21 protein-coding genes and 1 pseudogene are annotated in these 20,142 nt (G+C 70.1%); 19 read left to right on the top strand and 3 right to left on the bottom strand.

Translation table 11 applies throughout. The annotated features are described in order from the left end of the window. Window positions 1-10: 10 nt before the first annotated feature. Window positions 11-1,648 (bottom strand): sensor histidine kinase, encoded by a 1,638-nt coding sequence (locus BMZ18_RS16395; protein ID WP_068364496.1) that lies wholly within the window; start codon window positions 1,646-1,648, stop codon window positions 11-13. A 107-nt stretch (window positions 1,649-1,755) separates the two neighbouring features. Between BMZ18_RS16395 and BMZ18_RS16390 the strand changes: the two are divergent. The 8 genes and pseudogenes from BMZ18_RS16390 (at window position 1,756) to trmD (ending at window position 7,342) form a co-directional block, all read left to right on the top strand. Next, window positions 1,756-2,724, top strand: a pseudogene (locus BMZ18_RS16390) (Bug family tripartite tricarboxylate transporter substrate binding protein). An 8-nt stretch (window positions 2,725-2,732) separates the two neighbouring features. Beyond that, window positions 2,733-3,257 carry a tripartite tricarboxylate transporter TctB family protein gene (locus tag BMZ18_RS16385; RefSeq protein WP_068105467.1) on the top strand — a complete coding sequence of 175 codons (525 nt, stop codon included), beginning with the start codon at window positions 2,733-2,735 and terminating at the stop codon, window positions 3,255-3,257. After that, window positions 3,257-4,783, top strand: a complete 1,527-nt coding sequence (locus tag BMZ18_RS16380) for a tripartite tricarboxylate transporter permease (protein WP_068100631.1) — start codon at window positions 3,257-3,259, stop codon at window positions 4,781-4,783. Before BMZ18_RS16385 ends, BMZ18_RS16380 begins: the two co-directional genes overlap by 1 nt. Continuing rightward, a complete protein-coding gene (locus BMZ18_RS16375; RefSeq protein WP_068364499.1) occupies window positions 4,780-5,169 on the top strand; it encodes a universal stress protein in 390 nt (129 codons plus the stop codon). The genes BMZ18_RS16380 and BMZ18_RS16375 overlap by 4 nt, the downstream gene beginning before the upstream one ends. A gap of 203 nt (window positions 5,170-5,372) precedes the next feature. Further along, entirely contained in the window at window positions 5,373-5,831 is a 459-nt protein-coding gene (gene rpsP, locus BMZ18_RS16370) for a 30S ribosomal protein S16 (RefSeq protein WP_068364502.1), read from the top strand. Continuing rightward, the gene (locus BMZ18_RS16365; RefSeq protein WP_068100637.1) at window positions 5,828-6,070 is read left to right on the top strand and encodes an RNA-binding protein; all 243 of its coding nucleotides are present in this window, start codon (window positions 5,828-5,830) and stop codon (window positions 6,068-6,070) included. Before rpsP ends, BMZ18_RS16365 begins: the two co-directional genes overlap by 4 nt. 10 nt (window positions 6,071-6,080) lie before the next feature. Then, window positions 6,081-6,623: a ribosome maturation factor RimM gene (gene rimM / locus BMZ18_RS16360; RefSeq protein WP_068364505.1), complete on the top strand. Its 543-nt coding sequence runs from the start codon at window positions 6,081-6,083 to the stop codon at window positions 6,621-6,623. A 38-nt stretch (window positions 6,624-6,661) separates the two neighbouring features. Continuing rightward, window positions 6,662-7,342, top strand: coding sequence for a tRNA (guanosine(37)-N1)-methyltransferase TrmD (gene trmD, locus BMZ18_RS16355; RefSeq protein ID WP_068105469.1), 681 nt, complete (start codon window positions 6,662-6,664; stop codon window positions 7,340-7,342). On the opposite strand, the gene BMZ18_RS16350 is transcribed toward trmD, so the two are convergent. Continuing rightward, window positions 7,339-8,310, bottom strand: a complete 972-nt coding sequence (locus tag BMZ18_RS16350) for a serine hydrolase (RefSeq protein WP_139204003.1) — start codon at window positions 8,308-8,310, stop codon at window positions 7,339-7,341. The genes trmD and BMZ18_RS16350 overlap by 4 nt on opposite strands. 82 nt (window positions 8,311-8,392) lie before the next feature. Between BMZ18_RS16350 and BMZ18_RS16345 the strand changes: the two genes are divergently transcribed. From BMZ18_RS16345 to dprA, 9 genes are all read left to right on the top strand, one after another. Further along, window positions 8,393-10,732: a Tex family protein gene (locus BMZ18_RS16345; RefSeq protein WP_068364508.1), complete on the top strand. Its 2,340-nt coding sequence runs from the start codon at window positions 8,393-8,395 to the stop codon at window positions 10,730-10,732. A gap of 83 nt (window positions 10,733-10,815) precedes the next feature. Beyond that, window positions 10,816-11,685 (top strand): hypothetical protein, encoded by an 870-nt coding sequence (locus BMZ18_RS16340; RefSeq protein ID WP_139204002.1) that lies wholly within the window; start codon window positions 10,816-10,818, stop codon window positions 11,683-11,685. Window positions 11,686-11,886: 201 nt separating this feature from the next. Continuing rightward, window positions 11,887-12,228, top strand: a complete 342-nt coding sequence (gene rplS / locus BMZ18_RS16335) for a 50S ribosomal protein L19 (RefSeq protein ID WP_068100648.1) — start codon at window positions 11,887-11,889, stop codon at window positions 12,226-12,228. A 172-nt stretch (window positions 12,229-12,400) separates the two neighbouring features. After that, entirely contained in the window at window positions 12,401-13,153 is a 753-nt protein-coding gene (gene lepB, locus BMZ18_RS16330) for a signal peptidase I (protein WP_068364647.1), read from the top strand. Continuing rightward, complete coding sequence (locus BMZ18_RS16325) at window positions 13,150-13,878, top strand: ribonuclease HII (RefSeq protein WP_074922309.1); 729 nt, start codon at window positions 13,150-13,152, stop codon at window positions 13,876-13,878. Before lepB ends, BMZ18_RS16325 begins: the two co-directional genes overlap by 4 nt. A gap of 7 nt (window positions 13,879-13,885) precedes the next feature. Then, complete coding sequence (locus BMZ18_RS16320; protein ID WP_027505026.1) at window positions 13,886-14,191, top strand: DUF2469 domain-containing protein; 306 nt, start codon at window positions 13,886-13,888, stop codon at window positions 14,189-14,191. Window positions 14,192-14,390: 199 nt separating this feature from the next. Continuing rightward, window positions 14,391-14,753: a YraN family protein gene (locus BMZ18_RS16315; RefSeq protein ID WP_068100649.1), complete on the top strand. Its 363-nt coding sequence runs from the start codon at window positions 14,391-14,393 to the stop codon at window positions 14,751-14,753. Continuing rightward, on the top strand, window positions 14,753-16,282 hold the full coding sequence (locus tag BMZ18_RS16310; protein WP_068100651.1) for a YifB family Mg chelatase-like AAA ATPase: 1,530 nt from the start codon (window positions 14,753-14,755) through the stop codon (window positions 16,280-16,282). Before BMZ18_RS16315 ends, BMZ18_RS16310 begins: the two co-directional genes overlap by 1 nt. A 38-nt stretch (window positions 16,283-16,320) precedes the next feature. Further along, entirely contained in the window at window positions 16,321-17,418 is a 1,098-nt protein-coding gene (gene dprA / locus BMZ18_RS16305) for a DNA-processing protein DprA (protein WP_068364653.1), read from the top strand. Here the strand turns inward: dprA and BMZ18_RS16300 are convergent. Next, complete coding sequence (locus tag BMZ18_RS16300; RefSeq protein ID WP_068364510.1) at window positions 17,344-18,666, bottom strand: DNA cytosine methyltransferase; 1,323 nt, start codon at window positions 18,664-18,666, stop codon at window positions 17,344-17,346. The genes dprA and BMZ18_RS16300 overlap by 75 nt on opposite strands. A gap of 251 nt (window positions 18,667-18,917) precedes the next feature. Between BMZ18_RS16300 and BMZ18_RS16295 the strand changes: the two genes are divergently transcribed. Together BMZ18_RS16295 and BMZ18_RS16290 are read left to right on the top strand one after the other, a co-directional pair. Then, the gene (locus tag BMZ18_RS16295; RefSeq protein ID WP_068100654.1) at window positions 18,918-19,262 is read left to right on the top strand and encodes a histone-like nucleoid-structuring protein Lsr2; all 345 of its coding nucleotides are present in this window, start codon (window positions 18,918-18,920) and stop codon (window positions 19,260-19,262) included. A gap of 104 nt (window positions 19,263-19,366) precedes the next feature. Further along, window positions 19,367-20,137: a siderophore-interacting protein gene (locus tag BMZ18_RS16290; RefSeq protein ID WP_068364511.1), complete on the top strand. Its 771-nt coding sequence runs from the start codon at window positions 19,367-19,369 to the stop codon at window positions 20,135-20,137. The last annotated feature ends 5 nt before the right edge of the window (window positions 20,138-20,142 follow it).

Below are 20,142 nucleotides of genomic sequence, written 5' to 3'. Positions count from 1 at the left end.
AGAAGGGGGATCAGCCGAGCGGGATACGGACGCGGAAGCGCGCGCCACCGGCGTCGGAGTCGTCGACGACGGCGGTGCCGCCGTGTTGCACGCTGACCAGTCGGACCAGGGCGAGTCCGATGCCCCGTCCACCGGGAGTATCCGGCTTGGACGTCACTCCCCGCGAGAACACCACGTCTCGCATGTCCTCCGGCACACCGGGTCCTGAGTCGGTGACCTCCACCAGCAGGTCGGGCTCGTCCTGCAGCCGCACCACGATGCGCTCCGCGCCGGAGTCGCGGGAGACGTCCAGCGCGTTGTCGACCAGGTTCCCGACGACGGTGATGACGTCCGTGGACAGGGTGGGATCCAACGCGCGCAGGTGCGACGCGGGATCGAGATCGAGTCGCACCCCGACCTCGGCCGCCAGCGACGTCTTGGCAATCAGCAGGGCGGCCACGGCCGGGTCGTGGACGTGCGCGGTGATGGACTCGCTGATCTCGGCGCGGCGGCGGGTGAGCGTGCCCACCAGCGCCGTCACCTCGTCGTAGCTGCCGAGCTGGGCCAGTCCGGAGATGGTGTGCAGTTGATTGGCGAACTCGTGGGTCTGGGCCCGCAGGGTGTCGGTGACCGATTTGTGGGACGTCAGCTGGCTCTGCATCGACGCGAGCTCGGTGCTGTCGCGCATGGTGGTGACCGTACCGATGCTCCGGCCGCGTCGCTCGGACCCCGACGCGGCGTCGCCCCGCATGGTCGCGCTGCGGCGGTTCACCGCGAGAACGCGGGTGGCCGTGGTGATCACGAGGTCCTCGACCTCGCCCTGCGCCAGCAGCACCTCCGTGAGGCCGGGGTCGATGCCGACCTCGTCCACCGGGCGGCCGACGACACCCGGCTCGACGCCGAGCAGGGCCACGGCGCTGTCGTTGATCATGGTGATCCGACCGTCGGTGTCGACGGCGATCACCCCTTCGCGGATGCTGTGCAGCAACGCTTCTCGGTGATCGGCCAGGGTCGCGATCTCGGCCGTCTCGAGGCCCAGGGTGTGGCGGCGGACGCGCCGGGAGAGCAGGACGGAGCCGACGGCACCGAGTCCGGCCCCGATGCCGAGGTAGATCAGGAGTCGAGCGCCCGAGCCGGACAACAACATCCACGTCGACGGGTAGTTCTCGGACACCGTGACCACGGCGAGGACGCGCCCGTCGGTGTCGAGAACCGGGACGTGGCCGGCGATCGACCGTCGGCCGTCGACGGTGACGTCGCCGTACCACCCGCGCCCGCGCACCGCGTCGCTGTCACCGAGATCGGCCCGGCCCCGCACGCGCGTCGGGTCGGTGGAGACGAGGACCCGGCCGTCGGGGGCGGCGATCTCGGCGATCGTCGCCCCCGACAGTGAGGCGGCGCGGTCGACGTCGGGTGCCAGGACCTGCTCAACCAGGGGGGCGTCGAGCTGCTCGCGAACGATCGGTGTCGAGGCAAGGGATTCGGCCACGGACAGCATCCGGCCGCCTCGGAGGTCGCGGAACTCCCGCGTGGACTGATGAACCGACACGGCGGCGACGGCGCCGAGCACGACCGCGACGACGGCCAACTGCAGGACCAGCACCTGGCCGGCGAGGGTGCGGCGTCGTCGGACCCGATGCCGGACGACGCGGCGGGATGGCGACCACAAAGAACACTACTTTCGTTGCTACCGAATACGTGACCTGTGTCACGCGGCATCTCATGATTGCCCTCGATCACAGTCTGACATGCAGTAACGAGACGAATCGAGGATCGATGCCGAGAAGGCTGATCGCCGCCCTGGCGCTGCTGCTCCTGGTGGCGTCGTGCGGGGTGACCCGCGGCGACGAGGGAGAGGGGCTGCACCGTCTGCGCATGATGGTGCCCAACAGCCCCGGCGGCGGGTACGACCTGACCGCGCGCACCGCGGTGAAGATCATGGAGGACGAGGACATTACCGGCCGCGTCGAGGTGTTCAACGTCATCGGTGCCGGCGGCACCGTCGCCATGGCGCGCCTGATGAACGAGGCCGGCAACGAGGACCTCATGATGATGATGGGCCTCGGTGTCGTGGGCGCCGTCTACACCAACGGGTCCGCGGCCCGCGTGTCCGATGCGACACCGCTGGCGAAGATGATCGAGGAGCAGGAAGGCATCCTCGTGCCGGCCGACTCGCCGTTCCGCACCGTCGGCGATCTGGTCGCCGCGTGGACCGCGAATCCCGAATCGATCACCGTCGGCGGCGGTTCGTCGCCCGGCGGACCCGATCACCTCTTCCCCATGGAGGTCGCGCAGACGGTGGGAATCGATCCCACGACCGTCAACTACATCTCCTACGACGGCGGCGGCGATCTGCTGACGGCGTTGCTGGGCAACAAGATCGCCGCCGGTACCTCCGGCCTGGGCGAGTACGTCGACCAGATCGAGTCCGGCCAGGTCCGCGTGCTCGCCGTGTCCGGCTCCGAGCGGGTGCCCGGTGTCGACGCCCCGACACTGCGCGAGGCGGGCATCGATCTCGAATTCACCAACTGGCGCGGCATTCTCGCGCCTCCCGGCCTGTAGGACGAGCTGCGCGCCGAGATGATCGAGGCCCTCACCACGCTCCACGGGACGGACGCATGGAAGGAAGCACTCGTGACCAACGGATGGACCGACGCGTTCGAGACCGGAGACGCGTTCGAGACGTTCCTGCAGGAGCAGGACGCTCGGGTCGAGTCGACCCTGACCGAGCTGGGGCTCGTGTGACCGCCACGGTGAACCGGCCACCCGAGCCCGGTGACACGTCCGCACGACGGCCCCGCGATCTCGCCCAGTTCGGCGTCTGCGCCGTCCTCGTGGTGGTGGGGGTGTTCCTCCTCGTCGACGCGATGAACCTGACGGCGGAGTTCGCCAAGGTCGACCCGGTGGGGCCGAAGCTGTTCCCGATCGTCATCGGCACCGGTCTGCTGCTCTGCGCCGTGGCCCTCGCGATCGCCACCCTGCGAGGCTCGCAGGTGGAACCGGAAAGCGGCGAGGACGTCGACGTCTCGTCGCCGGCCGACTGGAAGACCGTCGGACTGCTCGTCGGGCTCTTCGTGGCCACCATCGCTCTGGTCGACGTGCTCGGCTGGGTGATCATGGGTGCACTGCTGTTCGGCGGTGCCGCAACGATTCTCGGCAATCGTCATTGGGTCCGGAACCTCGTGATCGGCCTCGTGCTCTCGCTGGTGAGCTTCTACGCGTTCTACGTCGGACTCGGAATCCCGCTGTCCGCAGGCATTCTGGACGGGATTCTCTGATGGACAATCTCACCTGGCTCCTGGAGGGCCTGTCGCAGGCGGCGACGCCGATGAACCTGCTCTACGCCTGCATCGGCGTGTTGCTCGGCACCGCCGTGGGCGTGCTGCCCGGCATCGGGCCGGCCATGACCGTGGCGCTGCTGCTGCCCATCACCTACAACGTCAGTCCCAGTGCGGCGTTCATCATGTTCGCCGGCATCTACTACGGCGGCATGTACGGCGGGTCGACCACCTCGATTCTGTTGAACACCCCCGGTGAATCGTCGTCGGTCATCACTGCCCTCGAGGGCAACAAGATGGCCAAGGCCGGACGGGCCGCGCAGGCGCTGGCGACCGCGGCCATCGGATCCTTCGTCGCCGGCACCATCGGCACGCTGCTGCTGGTGCTCTTCGCTCCGATCGTCTCGCGGTTCGCCGTGACCCTCGGTGCGCCGTCGTACCTGGCGATCATGTTGCTGGCGCTGGTGGCGGTCACGGCCGTTCTCGGCTCGTCGAAGCTGCGCGGGTGCATCTCCCTGCTGCTGGGTCTGTCGATCGGCCTCGTCGGTATCGACTTCCTCACCGGTCAGCCCCGTGCGACGTTCGGCATCCCACTGCTGTCCGACGGCATCGACATCGTCGTCATCGCGGTCGCCGTCTTCGCGCTCGGCGAAGCCCTGTGGGTCGCAGCGCATCTGCGTCGCAAGCCCGCCGAGGTCATCCCGGTCGGGCGTCCCTGGATGGGCAAGGGCGACTGGAAGCGGTCCTGGAAGCCGTGGCTACGCGGCACCGCGTTCGGCTTCCCGTTCGGGGCGCTGCCGGCCGGTGGCGCCGAGCTGCCCACGTTCCTGTCGTACATCACCGAGAAGAAGCTGACCAAGCACCCGGAGCAGTTCGGCAAGGGCGCCATCGAGGGTGTGGCCGGCCCGGAGGCCGCGAACAACGCGTCCGCGGCGGGCACGCTGGTGCCGATGCTGTCGCTGGGTCTGCCCACCAACGCCACCGCGGCCGTCATGCTGACCGCGTTCGTGTCCTACGGCATCCAGCCCGGACCCACGCTCTTCGACAAGGAACCGCTGCTGGTCTGGACGCTCATCGCGAGCTTGTTCATCGGCAACTTCCTGCTGCTCGCGCTGAACCTGCCACTCGCGCCGCTCTGGGCGAAGCTGCTGCGCACGCCGCGGCCCTACCTGTACGCCGGCATCCTGTTCTTCGCGGTTCTCGGGGCCTACGCGGTCAACTTGCAGTGGCTCGACCTCGCCCTGCTGCTCGTCTTCGGGCTCCTGGGTCTGATGATGCGGCGCTTCGGACTGCCGGTCCTGCCACTCATCATCGGCGTCATCCTCGGCCCGCGCATCGAGCGTCAGCTGCGCCAGACGCTGCAGCTCAACGAGGGCAACTGGAGCGGCATCTTCACCGAGCCGATCGCGGTGGCCGTGTACGTCGTCATCGCCGTCCTGCTGGTCGCGCCGTTCCTCGGCCGTCTCGTCGGCCGCCGCGCCGCCGCCGCCGTTCCGGAGCCCACCCGAGAGAAGGAGAACGCATGATCGTCGTCGGCTACACCCCGGATCGCTACGGGGCCGCCGCACTCGACCACGGCATCGCCGAGGCCCGCGTCCGGGGCACCGGGGTGCGCGTGGTGAACGCGACGCGCGGCGACGCGCTGGTCGACACCAAGTTCGCCGGCGACGGCGATGTCGACGCGCTGGAATCGACGCTGGCGGAGTCGGGAATCGAGCACCAGATCGAGAGCGACGTCTCCGTCGACCCCGTGGACGCGCTGCTCGGCGCGATGGACCGCGACGACGCGGAGTTGCTGGTGATCGGGATCCGGCACCGCTCGCCGGTGGGGAAGTTGCTCATGGGCAGCACGGCCCAGCGGTTGCTGCTGCAGTGCGACAAGCCGGTGCTGGCGGTGAAGCCGGGGGAGTAGGCCGGTCGGAGGCATCGATTTCACGGGCGGGCAGTGGTCTGGCAGAATGGACCGCTGTCCGCCCGTCTCCGGTTACGCACCGCGCGGCGGTCACGACACCCCTTCATCGCAAAACCGGGTGCACGCGCCGTGTGCATCGCTGAATTGCGCCGTGACCAATTCAGGTCGCCTCGGCGACCGCATCGAAAGAGGCTCTGTTCTCCATGGCAGTCAAGATCAAGCTCACCCGTCTCGGCAAGATCCGCAACCCGCAGTACCGCATCGTCGTCGCCGACGCGCGTACCCGTCGCGGTGGTCGCGCGATCGAGACGATCGGCAAGTACCACCCGAAGGAAGAGCCCTCCCTGATCGAGGTCGACACCGAGCGCGCGCAGTACTGGCTGGGCGTCGGTGCGCAGCCCACCGAGCCGGTCGAGGCCATCCTCAAGATCACCGGTGACTGGCAGAAGTTCAAGGGCCTGCCGGGCGCCGAGGGCACCCTCAAGGTGAAGGAGCAGGGCCCGTCCAAGCTGGACCTGTTCAACGCCGCCCTCGCCGCGGCCGACAACGAGCCGGTCGCCGAGGCCACCACGCCGAAGAAGAAGAAGGCCGCCAAGGCCGACGACGCCGAGGCCGGGTCGGCCGAGGCCGCCGACGCGACCGACGAGTCCGCCGACAAGTGAGCGCGATGGTCGCCGACGCCGTCGAACATCTCGTTCGCGGCATCGTCTCCAACCCCGACGACGTCCGGGTCGAGATGATCACCGGTCGTCGCGGTCGGACCGTCGAGGTGCACGTCCATCCGGACGATCTCGGCAAGGTCATCGGCCGCGGCGGTCGGACCGCCACGGCCATCCGCACTCTGGTCACCGGTATCGGTGGGCGCGGCATCCGTGTCGACGTCATCGACACCGATCGCTGAGTCCCCGTCCGTGGAGCTCGTGATCGGCCGAGTGGCCAAGTCGCACGGTATCCGCGGCGAGGTGGTCGTGGAGGTGAGAACGGACGAGCCCGACGAGCGATTCGCGCCGGGCACCGTCCTCCGTGGTCGCGCTCGCGGTGCCGCAGCCACGACAGATTTCACGGTGGAAGCCGCCCGGGAACATTCCGGGCGGCTTCTGCTGCGTCTGTCCGAGGTCTCCGATCGGGCGTCGGCGGATGCGCTGCGCGGCACGCTGTTCGTGGTCGACACCGCGGAGCTGCCGGAGTCGTCGGACCCCGACGAGTTCTACGACCACGAACTCGAGGGCATGACCGTGCGCTACGCGGAAGGTCACGCCCGTGCGGGGGAGAAGATCGGGACCGTCCGCGAGGTGTTGCATTCCGCCGCAGGCGAATTGCTGTCGGTGCGCCCCGCCGACGCCGACCGCGGCGAGGTGCTGATCCCGTTCGTCGCGGTGATGGTGCCGCGGGTGTCGCGCGAGGAGCGCGTGATCGAGGTGGATCCGCCGGACGGCTTGTTGAGCGAGCCGTGACCGACCCTGCACTGCGGCTCGACGACGTCACCGCCGCGCTGCGGCTGGACGTGGTCACCATCTTCCCCGAGTACCTCGAGCCCATGCGAACGGCATTGCTGGGCAAGGCGATCGAGCGCGGTCTGGTGTCGCTGGGCGTGCACGATCTGCGGGACTGGACGCACGACGTCCACAAGGCCGTCGACGACTCGCCCTACGGCGGGGGTCCCGGCATGGTCATGAAACCGACGGTGTGGGGCGACGCCCTGGACGCCGTCTCGGCGAATTCGGAGGACCCGATCCTCGTGGTGCCGACGCCCGCCGGGGTGCCGTTCACCCAGCGCACCGCCGAACGGTGGTCCCGCGAGCGGCATCTGATCTTCGCCTGTGGACGGTACGAGGGCATCGACCAACGGGTGTTCGACGACGCGGCCCGGCGCATGCGGGTCGAGGAGGTCAGCATCGGCGACTACGTCCTCATCGGGGGTGAGGCCGCAGTGCTGGTGATGACGGAAGCGGTGACCCGCCTGATCCCCGGCGTCCTGGGCAATCAGCAGTCGCACGAACAGGATTCGTTCTCCGACGGGCTCCTCGAAGGGCCCGGGTACACGCGGCCCGCGGTGTGGCGAGATCTGGAGGTTCCGCCGGTGCTGTTGTCGGGCAACCATGCTCGAATCGACGAGTGGCGCCGGGAGCAGTCGCTCGCGCGCACCCGTGAGCGTCGACCCGACCTGCTCTAGTCGATCACGCCGTCGGGAAACAGAATCCGCAGAGCGCCGGTCACGGTGATGCGGGCGTGCTTGGCCCCGTCGTCGTCGACGACGTCGGTGTCGGTGGTGTCGTCCCGACCGCCGGATGCGCCGTACCAGGGCTCCTCTCGGGACAGCACGGCCAGGACGAATCGCTCGTCCGGACCGACGAACCCGGTGCTCAGGTGGATCCACCGGCCGTCCACGCAACACATCCACCCCTGCTTGACGCCGCGCGTCGACTCTCCGGACAACGCTCGGGGGATGCCGAACGTCTGCGGGTAGCCGTCGGTTCCGAGCGGGGTGTAGCGCTCGAGATCGGTGAGGATCGTCTCGCGGTCGGCGGGGGAGAGGCCGCCGCGTCCGTCGAGCAGGGCGTCGTAGTACGAGACCAGGTCGCGGGCGGTGGTGCGGGTGTTCCACCAGATGCCGTCGTCGGATGGGGTGGTCGACCCCAGCCCGTATCGCGCGGCGACGCGGCCGACCAGGTCGCTGCCCCCGGCGAAATCCCACAGAACTTGCGCCGCGTCGTCGTCCGAGGACGACAGCATCGGGGCGATCCGTTCACGGACGTCGTCCGGTAGGTCGATCTCGCCGCGGGAGGCGCGTATCAGCAGGTCGTCGGCGACGAACAGTTTGACCACCGACGCCGTCTCGACGGGATCGTCGTCACCGATCCCGCGATAGGTGTCGGTCTGCCGATCGAGATACCCGATGGACACGACGGCCCCACGCTTTGCCGCGCCGTCCACGGCCTGTTGCAGTCGGCTCTGCGGATCGGGTGCCGGTGTCATGTCCGGGGCGGGAAAGGGTTCCGCGGCCGGCGCGTCGGTCACCACGACGGCGTCGGAGGGCGTGCCGCACGCCACCGCCAGGGCCGCGATCGGTACAAGGGCCCACCGCGCGATCGGGTGAGCGAAGAACTGCCGGCCGAAGCCGTGCGTCGACGCCGATGTCACCGAATTCTCGTAATCTCGAACTTTCCACACCGCACGTGCGGTGCTGTGGACGACGATACCGGGCGCGGTAGGGTCGACCGCCGTGACGACCGCTCCCACATCAGTGAACCGCAGGATCGCCGACGAGCTCGAGGTGGCCGAGGACCGCGTCCGCGCCGCCGTCGACCTGCTCGACGGGGGAGCCACCGTCCCGTTCATCGCGCGGTATCGCAAGGAAGCCACCGGCACACTGGACGACACGCAGCTCCGCACCATCGAGGAGCGCCTGCGCTACCTCCGCGAACTCGACGAGCGCCGCGCGACGGTCCTCGAGTCGATCCGCAGCCAGGGCAAGCTCACCGACGACCTCGCGTCGTCCATCGCCGCGGCGGACACGAAGACGCGGCTCGAGGACATCTACCTCCCGTACAAGCAGAAGCGACGGACCAAGGCGCAGATCGCGCGGGAAGCCGGGCACCAGCCCGTCGCCGACGCGCTCCTCGGTGATCCCACGTCCGATCCGACGTCCTTCGACGACGAGCAGTTGGCCGGCGCCCGGGCGATCCTGGTGGAGCAGTTCGCCGAGGACGCCGACCTGGTGGGTGAGTTGCGCGAACTGATGTGGACGCGGGGACGGCTGGTCGCGACGGTGCGCGAGGGCAAGGAAGCCGAGGGCGCCAAGTTCGCCGACTACTTCGCCTTCTCGGAGCCGTTCACCACCGTTCCCTCCCACCGCGTGCTCGCCGTGCTGCGCGGCGAGAAGGAGGAGGTGCTGGCCCCGACGATGCACCCCGAGCCGGACGACGAGGAGATTCCGCGCGGAACCCCGACGGTCTACGAGACCCGCATCGCCGCCCGGTTCGGCGTCGCCGACCGTGGCCGCGCCGCCGACCGGTGGCTGCTCGACACGGTGCGGTGGGCGTGGCGCACCAAGATCCTCGTCGGACTCGGGCTCGACATCCGCCAGCGACTCCGGCAGGCGGCGGAGGAGCGTGCCGTGGAGGTGTTCGCCTCGAACCTCGAGGATCTGCTGCTCGCCGCGCCGGCCGGCGCGCGGACCACGATGGGCCTCGACCCCGGATACCGCACCGGCACCAAGGTGGCGGTGGTCGACGCCACCGGCAAGGTGGTGGCCCACGAGACGATCTACCCGCACAAGCCGCAGGGCAAATGGGCGGAGTCGCTGGCGACGCTGGCCGGTCTGGTCACGCGGCACGGTGTCGACCTGATCGCGATCGGCAACGGCACCGCATCTCGCGAGACGGACGCGCTCGCCGCGGAACTGGTCGCGGCGCTGCCGAAGGCCGCGCTCACCAAGGCCGTGGTGTCCGAGGCCGGCGCGTCGGTCTACTCGGCCTCGGCCTACGGGTCGCGGGAACTGCCGGACCTGGACGTCTCCATCCGCGGAGCGGTGTCCATCGCACGGCGCCTGCAGGATCCGCTGGCCGAACTGGTGAAGATCGATCCCAAGTCCATCGGCGTGGGTCAGTACCAGCACGACGTGTCCGAGACCATGCTCGCGCGGTCGCTGGGCGCCGTCGTCGAGGACGCGGTGAACGCCGTCGGTGTCGACGTCAACACCGCCTCGGTGCCGCTGTTGGCGCGGGTGTCCGGCGTCGCGACCGGTCTCGCGGAGTCGATCGTCGCGCACCGCGACGCGCACGGGCCGTTCCGCACCCGCGCCGCGCTGAAGGACGTTCCCCGGCTGGGGCCCAAGGCGTTCGAGCAGTGCGCGGGCTTCCTGCGCATCACCGACGGGGACGACCCCCTCGACCGGTCCAGCGTCCACCCCGAGGCCTACCCGGTGGTCCGGCGCATCGTCGACGCCGCCGGGGTGGGGGTTCGCGAGATCGTCGGTAACTCGTCCGTGCTCCGGACGTTGCGACCGCAGCAGTTCGTCGACGATCGGTTCGGCCTACCCACCGTGACCGACATCCTGACCGAGCTCGAGAAGCCCGGCCGCGACCCCCGTCCGGAGTTCGCCACCGCGACCTTCGCGGCCGGTGTGGAGAAGGTGGCCGACCTGACCCCCGGCATGGTGCTCGAGGGTGTCGTCACCAACGTGGCCGCCTTCGGGGCGTTCGTCGACGTCGGTGTCCACCAGGACGGACTCGTGCACGTCTCCGCCATGTCTCGGTCGTTCGTCTCCGACCCGCGTGACGTCGTCAAGTCGGGACAGGTGGTGAAGGTCAAGGTGATGGAGGTCGACGTGCCCCGCCAACGCATCGGGCTGTCCCTGCGCCTCGACGACGAGCCGGGGACGGCGTCGGCACCCGAGCGGGGTCGACCCCGCAGCGGCAGCTCCGGCGGTGGTGACCGGAACCCGCGTCCGTCGCGGTCCGGCCGGGCCGGCGGCGACCGGGGTGATCGCGGCGGTCGCCGTGACGCACCGGCGGCGACGGGGTCGATGGCCGACGCGCTGCGCCGCGCCGGTCTCGGCTGACCGTTCGCTCCCTCACCTGCGGCGGCGTGCGGCGGTATGCTTCCCGCACCCGTCGGCGGTGACGGGCGAGAGGTGAGACGGCCATGATCACGCGGTGGATCGACCACATGTCGGACGAGGGTCGGATTCCGTTGCTGTTCTTCCTGGTCGGGTTCCTCGCCGGGTTCGCGTTCATCCGATTCAGCGTCCGCATGATTCGCGCGCAGGTGCGGTGGTGGCCGGGCAACGTCACCCCCGGCGGTCACCACGTGCACCACGTGGTGTTCGGCACCGTCTGCATGCTGGTCTCCGGGGTCGCCCTCGTCGCGGTCTACGTGGACGGCACGCAGACCACCGGAGCGGTCCTGGCAACGTTCTTCGGTATCGGCGCCGCTCTGGTTCTCGACGAGTTCGCGCTCATCTTCTACCTGGAGGACGTGTACTGGGCCGAGCAGGGCCGCACCTCGGTCGACGCCGTCTTCGTGGCCGTCGCGGTCACGGTGATGCTGCTGTTCGGTCTGCGACCGCTCGAGTTCTTCGACGTCGCCGGGTTCCGGGACGACCCGGATCCGGTGGTCCGCGCGCTGATCGTCGCTCTCGCGGCCCTGAACCTGTTGCTCGCCGCCATCGTGCTGGCCAAGGGCAAGATCTGGACAGGACTGGTGGGACTGTTCTTCCTGCCGTTGCTGATCGTCGGTGCCCTGCGTCTCGGGCGGCCGGGATCCCCGTGGGCTCGGTGGCGCTACACCCGTCGACCCAAGCGGATGGCACGGGCGGTGCGGCGCGAGCGCAACGTGCGCCGACCCGTCGTGCGGGCCAAGATCTGGACGCAGGACCTGATCGCCGGGCAGCCCGACGCGGCGCACGTCCGCGCCGCCGCCGAGGACGTGCTCGACCGCATCGTCGTTCCCGCACCGCCGCCGCACGCCGAACGGTCCGTGGACACCGACCGGGAGAGCGTCAGCGCCCGCTGATGTCCGGCGGCCGATTTCTGCCGCTGGGGGTCCGTCTGGCACAATCGTGGGGTTGCCCGGGGCCGGGCACGCTGCGGCGTGCACGAACGGCGGGTGACACCTATTCGGAGCACGAACCAGTCGAGCGCCGTCGGTCTCTTCTCGATCGCGCGGTCGCCGCTCGGGTCCTCTGCTCGGCAGACGTCACAGCAAGGATGAGACATGAACACCCTGGACTTCCTGGACAAGCAGTCGCTGCGGAGCGACGTCCCCGAGTTCCGCCCCGGCGACACTCTGAACGTGCACGTGAAGGTCATCGAGGGCACGAAGGAGCGCGTGCAGATCTTCAAGGGCGTCGTGATTCGACGTCAGGGTGGCGGCATCCGCGAGACCTTCACGGTCCGCAAGGTGTCCTTCGGTGTCGGCGTGGAGCGTACGTTCCCCGTCCACACGCCGAACATCGCCGAGATCGAGGTGCTGACCCGCGGTGACGTGCGTCGCGCCAAGCTGTACTACCTCCGCGAGCTCCGTGGCAAGGCCGCGAAGATCAAGGAGAAGCGCTGACCGTCGTCGCGCTGCGTGATCCGGCCGGGTTCGCGGGAGTTCGCTCCTGCGGCCCGGCCGTCGTCGTCTCCGTCCTCTCCGTGGTCTGCCGTGCCGGCGGCCGGGGCCGCGTCGTTGGTGACCCGGTCCGGCGCGCGGTTAGGGTGTACGCGTGACGGACTCGCAGACCCCGGTGCCCGGAAACGACGAGAGCGACCGGCGGTCCCGACGTTCGGAGAAGAAGCAGCGCTCGTTCTGGCGTGAACTGCCCATCCTCGTGCTGGTCGCGCTGGTCCTGAGTTTCCTGCTGCAGACCTTCGTCGCGCGGGTCTACCTCATCCCCTCGGAATCGATGGAGCCGACACTGCACGGCTGCAACGGCTGCACCGGCGACCGCATCGTGGTGGAAAAGGTGTCCTACCGGTTCGGCGACCCGCAGCCCGGTGACGTCGTCGTCTTCCGCGGACCGCCCTCGTGGGACGGTGACTTCGTCTCCACGCGGTCCTCGAACGTCGTGGTTCGCGGCGCCCAGGAACTGGGCTCGCTGGTGGGACTGGTCGCTCCGGACGAGAACGATCTGGTCAAGCGCGTCATCGCGACGGGGGGCCAGACCGTGGAGTGCTGCGACGAGCAGGGACGCGTGCTGGTCGACGGACAGCCGCTCGACGAGCCCTACATCAGAATGGATTTCGACTTCGTGCCGAACTCCCTGACGTGTGACACTCCCATCCGCTCGGGCCGATGCTTCGGGCCGGTCACCGTGCCGGACGGCAACGTCTGGGTGATGGGGGACAACCGCAGCAACTCCGCGGACTCGCGGTTCCACGTCGCGGACGATCTGCAGGGGACGGTGCCCGTGGACAACGTCATCGGCAAGGCGCAGGCCATCGTTCTCCCGCCGGGACGGTGGGGCCTCATCGACGATCCGGACATCCAGCAGCGGTGACGACGCTCGTCCGACTCTCCCGCACCTCGTGGCCGCCCCGCACGGTCATCCGGCGTGCCGGCGGATTGCGCACCATGGAGTCGGCCCTGGTCCGCAGCGGGCTCGGGCCGGTCGCGGGCGTGGACGAGGCGGGCCGAGGCGCGTGCGCCGGTCCGCTGGTCGTCGCGGCCTGCATTCTCGGTGATCGTGCGCGCGCGGCACTGGACTCGATCGACGATTCCAAGAAGCTCAGTGAACCGGCACGAGAAGCGTTGTTCCCGAAGGTGATTCGCTGGGCCACCGCGTACTCGATCGTCACCGTGCCGTCGGCGGAGATCGACCGCATCGGCATCCACGTGGCCAACATCGAGGGCATGCGGCGCGCGGTCGCGGGCCTGTCCGTCGATCCGGGGTACGTCCTGACCGACGGGTTTCGGGTGCCCGGCCTGCCGGTGCCGTCGTTGCCGGTGATCGGGGGCGACGCCACCGCCGCGTGCATCGCCGCCGCCAGTGTGTTGGCCAAGGTCCACCGCGACCGCATCATGCGCCGACTCGACGTCGAGATGCCCGGCTACGGGTTCGCGGTGCACAAGGGCTACAACACCACCGCGCACACCGACGCGCTCGGTCGCCTCGGGCCCTGCGATCACCACCGCCGCTCGTGGGCCAACGTCGCCTGCCTCGAAAACGCCGGTGCCGGAGACACAGCGGGGCGGGTACGACCGACCGCGGTCGATGCGGGATGATGAACCCATGAGTGCCGAGGATCTCGAGAAGTACGAAACCGAGATGGAGTTGTCGCTGTATCGCGAATACCGCGACATCGTCGGCCAGTTCACCTACGTGGTGGAGACCGAGCGACGCTTCTACCTCGCCAACTCCGTCGAGATGATTCCGCGGAACGCCGACGGCGAGATCTACTTCGAGGTGCGGATGTCCGACGCCTGGGTGTGGGACATGTACCGGCCCGCGCGCTTCGTCAAGCACGTCCGCGTGATCACGTTCAAGGACGTGAACATCGAGGAGCTCGACAAGCCGGATCTGCGTCTGCCGGAATAACCGGTTCTCCACAGGCTCGCCGGTTGTCCCCGGGTCGGGTGTTCGCCCAGGTGACGCGACGGTCCGCGTCGTCGCCGTCGGCCACTGTGTCGCTCGCGTACCGAGAGTCGGTGCGGGCAAGGGGCGGACACGCGTGGGTAGGAATGCGAACACGGCCGGGGACGGCCGGCCGGTCGGGTACGGACAGGTCGACGACAGGGTGGCCCGACCGGACACCCGGGACCTCGGGCGACTGGGGGAGGACGCCGCGGCGTCGTTCCTGACGGCGATCGGGCTGGACGTCCTCGCCCGCAACTGGCGGAGCCGACACGGCGAGATCGACCTCGTGGCCGCCGACGGCACCACGGTGATCTTCGTCGAGGTCAAGACTCGCTCCGGAACCGCCTTCGGCACACCGGCGGAGGCGGTCACGCCCGCGAAGGCGGCGCGGCTGCATCGCCTGGCGGGACTGTGGCTCGCCGAGCGCTCCGGCCCGTGGGTGCCGGTGCGCTTCGACATCGTCGAGGTGCTCGTCGCCGACGGCGTGGAACCTCGCATCACGCACCTGCCGGGGGCGTTCTGATGGCGCTCGGTCGCGCGTTCTCGGTCGCGGTGACCGGGATCGACGGGGTACTCGTCGAGATCGAGGCCGACGTGGGGCGCGGGCTGCCGGGCGTGCACGTGGTCGGACTGCCCGACACCGCGCTGCAGGAATCACGGGATCGCGTTCGCGCCGCGGTCACCAATTCCGGCCAGGACTGGCCGGTGTCGAAGGTGGTGCTCGCGCTCTCGCCCGCGACGCTGCCGAAGATGGGGTCCGTCTACGACCTGGCGCTGGCCTGCGCCGTGCTCGGCGCCGCGCGGGTGGTGCCGGCCGAGCCACTGCTGTCGACCGTGCTGCTGGGCGAGCTGGCCCTGGACGGACGGGTGCGCTCGGTGCGGGGGATCCTGCCGGCGGTGCTGGCGGCGCGACGCGCCGACCGGCACCGCGTGATCGTGCCGACCGACAGTCTGGCCGAGGCGGGCTTGGTGAGCGGCATCGAGGTACGCGGCGCTGCGCACCTGCGCGAGGTGGTCGAGTGGCTGCGCGGGCGCGGCGACCTCGCCACCCCGGAGTGCGTGATCGACGCGGGCGGCGACGACCACGCGGACCTGGCCGACGTGGTGGGTCAGGCCGACGCGCGGTGGGCCGTCGAGGTGGCCGCGGCCGGCGCCCACCACCTCATGCTCACCGGGCCTCCCGGCGTCGGGAAGACCATGCTCGCGGGGCGTCTTCCGGGTCTGCTGCCGCCGCTGACCGAGGAGCAGGCACTGGAGGTGACCGCCGTTCACTCCGTGGCGGGAACCCTCACGCCCGAGCGGCCACTCGTCACCTCGGCCCCGTTCGTCGCTCCGCACCACACCAGTTCCGTGGCGTCGTTGGTCGGGGGCGGCAGCGGACTCGCGAGACCCGGCGCGGTCAGTCGAGCGCACCACGGGGTGCTCTTCCTCGACGAGTGCGCGGAGATGTCCGTCCGGGTGCTCGACGCACTCCGTACGCCGCTCGAGGACGGCGAAGTGCGCATCGCGCGTCGGGACGGCGTCGCGCGCTATCCGGCCCGGTTCCAATTGGTGCTCGCCGCGAACCCGTGCCCGTGCGCGGCTCCGCGCGCCGTCGCGTGCGTCTGCCCTCCGGCGGCCCGGCGTCGCTATCTGGGCAAGCTCTCCGGGCCGCTGCTCGACCGCGTGGACCTGCGCCTCGGGCTGCAGGCCGACGCAGGTGGACTGCTGGCCGACGGGCCGGGGGAGAGTTCGGCCGCGGTGCGCACCCGCGTGGCGGATGCGCGGTCCGCGGCCCGGGACCGCTGGCGTGACCACGGATGGAACACCAATGCCGAGGTGCCGGGTTCTGCGCTGCGACAACGATTTCGGCTCTCGCGCGAGGCGCTGGCACCGCTGGAGCGTGCGCTGCGGCGCGGGGCGATCACCGCCCGCGGAGCGGATCGCATCCTGCGCGTGGCGTGGACACTGGCGGATCTGCAGGGCGCCGTGGTTCCGGAGGTCGACTGCGTGGTGTCGGCGATGTCGTTCCGGGAGCAGGTCTCCCTCGGTTCGGCGGGGGTGGGGGCGTGACGACGGACCGGGAGCGGACCGCGTGGGCGTATCTGTCGATGGTGGCGTTGGGCCCGTCGCCCGAGCTGGAGAAGCTCGTCGCCGAGCGGGGGGTGCTGGATGCCGCGGATGCGGTGCGGGTCGGCGACGTGCCCGCGGCGATGCGCGAGCGGGTGGCGGCGCGGGCGGGGGTCGACCCGGCCGAGGCGACGGCGACGCTCGCGCGGTTGGGCGGCCGGCTGGTGGTGCGGACCGATGCGGAGTGGCCGGCGTGGCGGCTCACGGCGTTGGACCGGCTCGATCCGGCGGCGCGAAGGGATGCGGCGGCGCCGCTGGCGTTGTGGGTGGTCGGGTCGGCGAACCTGGCGTCGTGCACCGAGCAGGCGGTGGCGGTGGTCGGTACGCGGGCGGCGACGTCCTACGGCGATCACGTGACGGCGGAGATCTCGGGGGACCTGGCGGTGGACGGGTGGACGGTGGTCTCGGGTGCCGCGTACGGCATCGACGGGGCCGCGCATCGTGCGGCGCTCGGCGTGGGCGGCACGACGGTCGCGGTCCTGGCTTGCGGGGTGGACCGGGCCTATCCGGCCGGGCACTCGCGGCTGCTGGAGCGCATCGCGGAGCAGGGGGCGGTGGTGAGCGAGTATCCGCCCGGAACGACGCCGGCGCGGTACCGGTTCCTGGCGCGGAATCGGTTGGTCGCCGCGCTGGCTGACGGTGTCGTGGTGGTCGAGGCGGGGTGGCGCAGCGGTGCGCGCAACACCGCCTCGTGGGCGCGCGCGGTGGGGCGGCCGGTGGTGGCGGTGCCGGGGCCGGTGACGTCGGCGTCGTCGGCGGGGTGTCATCGCATGATCCGGGAGGGCGAGGCGATGTTGGTGACCGGGGCGCAGGACGTCGCCGCGGAGATCGGTCCGCTCGGGTCGGCGCCGGCGGCGTCGGACGAGCGGGACTCGCTGTTCGGACGACGGCTCGATGCGTTGCCGGAGACGGCGGCACGAACTCTCGATGCGTTGCCGACGGCGGGTGCGGTGCAGCCGGAGGAGATCTCGGTGACGTCCGGGATTCCGGTGGCCGCGGTGCGCTCAGCGCTGGTGGTGCTCGAGGTCGAGGGGTACGCGCACCGGGGACGCTCCGGTTGGGTCCGGGTGTCCGGGTGAGTGCGACTCGGCCTCGATGTCCTCCGCCCGCAGCGAGGTGCCCGCGAGCACGGCGTCGTGGGGCGTCGGCATGTGCGTGTGGTCGTCGCCGAGGATCCAGGCTGTGATCGCGGCCAGTTGGGCGGAGATCAACGGTGGGACGGCGTCGCCGATGTGGCGGTACATGTTGGACAGGGAGCGTGCATCGAACCGGTAATCTGCGGGAAAGCCGTTGAGCAGAGCCAGCTCTCGTACGGTGCAGAGCCGGTCCTGCTCGGGGTGGGTGTACCGCCCGTTGCCGAAGTGGCCGCACTCGCGTTTGACGGTGGGCGCCGGGCGGTCCCACCACAGGCGCCCGTAGACGTCGGGATGCGATCCGAGGCGGCCCGCCGCGATCGAGCGTCGCATCGCCGGCGTCAGGTGCTCCTCGCCGCCCGGCGCCGACCGGAGATCGAGCCAGGATCCGCCGTCGTGCGGGATGGCGCGCAGGCGTCGACGGGTGGAGTCCCGGCCGATGCTCGGCGAGACGTGCAGGGGATCGTCGACGTGGGCGACGCCGGCCTCGACCGGGGGCAGGTCGGCGATGGCGCGTCGCACGGTCACCGCCTCCGGGCGGACGCGCCACCCGCTCCACAGGTCCGTGAGCGTCATCAGGGGCCGATCGCCGCGCACCGCGACGACGACGGATCGCTCCCGCTTCTGCGGCAGCCCGAGCTCGGAGAGCATGTACACCGACGCGTCGACGGTGTATCCGTCGTCCTCGAGGCGTTGCCGCAAGGCCTCGAGATGGCCGCGGAAATTTCCGCCGACCAATTCGCGCGCGTTCTCCATCACGACGACTGCGGGGCGGAACTCGCGGGCCACGTCCGCGACGCGGGCGACCAACGAATTGCGGGGATCGTCTCGGGCATGATTCGACGGATTCGCACGCGAGAAGCCGGTGCACGGTGGGCAGGCGCTGAGGACGTCGAGAGGTCGCCCGGCAAGGGCGGGTGCGACGAGGTCCGACAGCTCCCGAGTGGAAATGGTGCCGAGGTCCACCGCGTGCGGGTTCCGTCCGATATTCGCGGCGTAGGACGAATTGCATTCGAGCGACCCCCGGGTGCTGGACGGTTTCCCCAGCTGCGCGTCCACGGCCCCGACCACCTCGAAGCCGCCGTGCCGGTGGAAACCGCAACTCATCCCGCCCGATCCGCTGAACAGATCCAGAAAAGTGTGTCGTCGGCCCGGAACGTAACGACCGGTCGGCGCAATTCCGTTCTGCGCCATGCCCTCGGTCCCTTCGCCCGCCCGCCGCCGACGACCCGGACGGAGGTGCGTGGGATGCACTTTACCGGGGCTGGTCGGTCGCCTGCCGGATCGGTTGGTCGGTGACCGATCGGTGCCGCCCGGGAAATGCAACGGCTGTTGTACACGAAAGTCGTGAATCCGTGTCGAATCGACGTGACCGGATCCGCTGATCGGTGCGTACGTCTGTTATCTTCGATTGAATTCACGGGGTCACGGACGAGGAGCGAGAAATGGCACGACGGACGACAGTGCAAATGATCGACGATGTCGACGGCTCGTTGATCAAGGACGGTCAGGGTGAAACGGTCGAGTTCTCCGTCGGCGGGGTGTCCTACTCGATCGACCTCAATCACAAGCACGCGAACGAGTTGTACGACCAATTCGCTTTCTGGATCGAGCACGCCGAAAAGGTCGGCGGGCGGAAGACGCGTCGCGCGTCCGGTTCGGGCGGATCGAACAAGAGCCGGCAGAACCTGAGCGAGGTGCGCGCCTGGGCGAAGGAGAACGGCTTCGAGGTCTCGACGCGCGGACGCATCAGCCAGGAGATCCAGGACGCGTACGACGCCGCCCACTGACGCGGCGCACCGACACCGCGGTCGCGCCGCGTGCGCTAGGGTCGAGTGAGACTTAGGTAAGGCTTACTCGGCTGCGCACGCGGCGCGGCTCGATCGGAGAACACGTGGCACGTCGCATCACCACCCTGACCGTTCGGCGCACCGAGAAGGTGGCCGACCACCTCGTTCGCGTGGTCCTCGGTGACCCCGGGTTCGACGAGTTCGAACCCAGCGAGTTCACGGACGGCTACGTCAAGCTGCACTTCGACGTCGCGGGGGAGGCGGTGCTGCGCACCTACACCGTGAGCGCGGTCGACCGCGCCGCGCGCGAGATCGCCATCGACTTCGTCGTCCACGGCGAGTCGGGCGTGGCCGGCCCCTGGGCGTCGAACGCGCAACCGGGACAACCCCTCTCGTTCTACGGCCCCGCCGGCGCCTACGCCCCACGCGAGGACGCCGCGTGGCATCTGCTCGCCGCCGACGAGACCGGACTCCCCGCGCTGGCGGCAGCCCTGCGCGCGATGCCGGAGAACGCTCGTGGAGTGGCCGTCGTCGAGGTGGCCGGGCCGGGTGATCGACTTCCGCTCACCGCTCCCGCGGGTGTCGAGGTGCAGTGGGTGCACCGGGGCGCGTCCGCGGACGTGGCGCCGGACGACGTCGTCGGCGCGAACGCCCCGCTGGTGGCTGCCGTGAGAGCGATCGAGTGGCGTCCGGGTCCGGTGCAGGTCTTCGTGCACGGGGAAGCCGAGGCCGTCATGCATCACATCCGCCCCTACGTGCGCCGGGAGCGTGGCGTTCCCGCCGAGTGGGCCTCCATTTCGGGATACTGGCGCCGTGGCCGCACCGAAGAGGGATTCCGCACGTGGAAGAGAGACCTCGCGGCCGCCGAGGCCTGAGTCCC

It is taken from the genome of Rhodococcoides kroppenstedtii (assembly GCF_900111805.1).
GTDB classification, from domain to species: domain Bacteria; phylum Actinomycetota; class Actinomycetes; order Mycobacteriales; family Mycobacteriaceae; genus Rhodococcoides; species Rhodococcoides kroppenstedtii.
The sequence above is the reverse complement of the archived record's forward strand: the minus strand, read 5'-3'. Positions and strand labels throughout refer to the sequence as shown.

Excerpts from the sequence above, each read along its gene's own strand:
- BMZ18_RS16300 (WP_068364510.1), bottom strand. The coding sequence starts at position 18,666 with ATGGCGCAGAACGGAATTGCGCCGACCGGTCGTTACGTTCCGGGCCGA.
- BMZ18_RS16340 (WP_139204002.1), top strand. The coding sequence starts at position 10,816 with ATGATCACGCGGTGGATCGACCACATGTCGGACGAGGGTCGGATTCCG.
- rplS (WP_068100648.1), top strand. The coding sequence starts at position 11,887 with ATGAACACCCTGGACTTCCTGGACAAGCAGTCGCTGCGGAGCGACGTC.
- rpsP (WP_068364502.1), top strand. The coding sequence starts at position 5,373 with ATGGCAGTCAAGATCAAGCTCACCCGTCTCGGCAAGATCCGCAACCCG.
- BMZ18_RS16380 (WP_068100631.1), top strand. The coding sequence starts at position 3,257 with ATGGACAATCTCACCTGGCTCCTGGAGGGCCTGTCGCAGGCGGCGACG.
- BMZ18_RS16320 (WP_027505026.1), top strand. The coding sequence starts at position 13,886 with ATGAGTGCCGAGGATCTCGAGAAGTACGAAACCGAGATGGAGTTGTCG.
- BMZ18_RS16310 (WP_068100651.1), top strand. The coding sequence starts at position 14,753 with ATGGCGCTCGGTCGCGCGTTCTCGGTCGCGGTGACCGGGATCGACGGG.
- BMZ18_RS16375 (WP_068364499.1), top strand. The coding sequence starts at position 4,780 with ATGATCGTCGTCGGCTACACCCCGGATCGCTACGGGGCCGCCGCACTC.
- BMZ18_RS16295 (WP_068100654.1), top strand. The coding sequence starts at position 18,918 with ATGGCACGACGGACGACAGTGCAAATGATCGACGATGTCGACGGCTCG.
- dprA (WP_068364653.1), top strand. The coding sequence starts at position 16,321 with ATGGTGGCGTTGGGCCCGTCGCCCGAGCTGGAGAAGCTCGTCGCCGAG.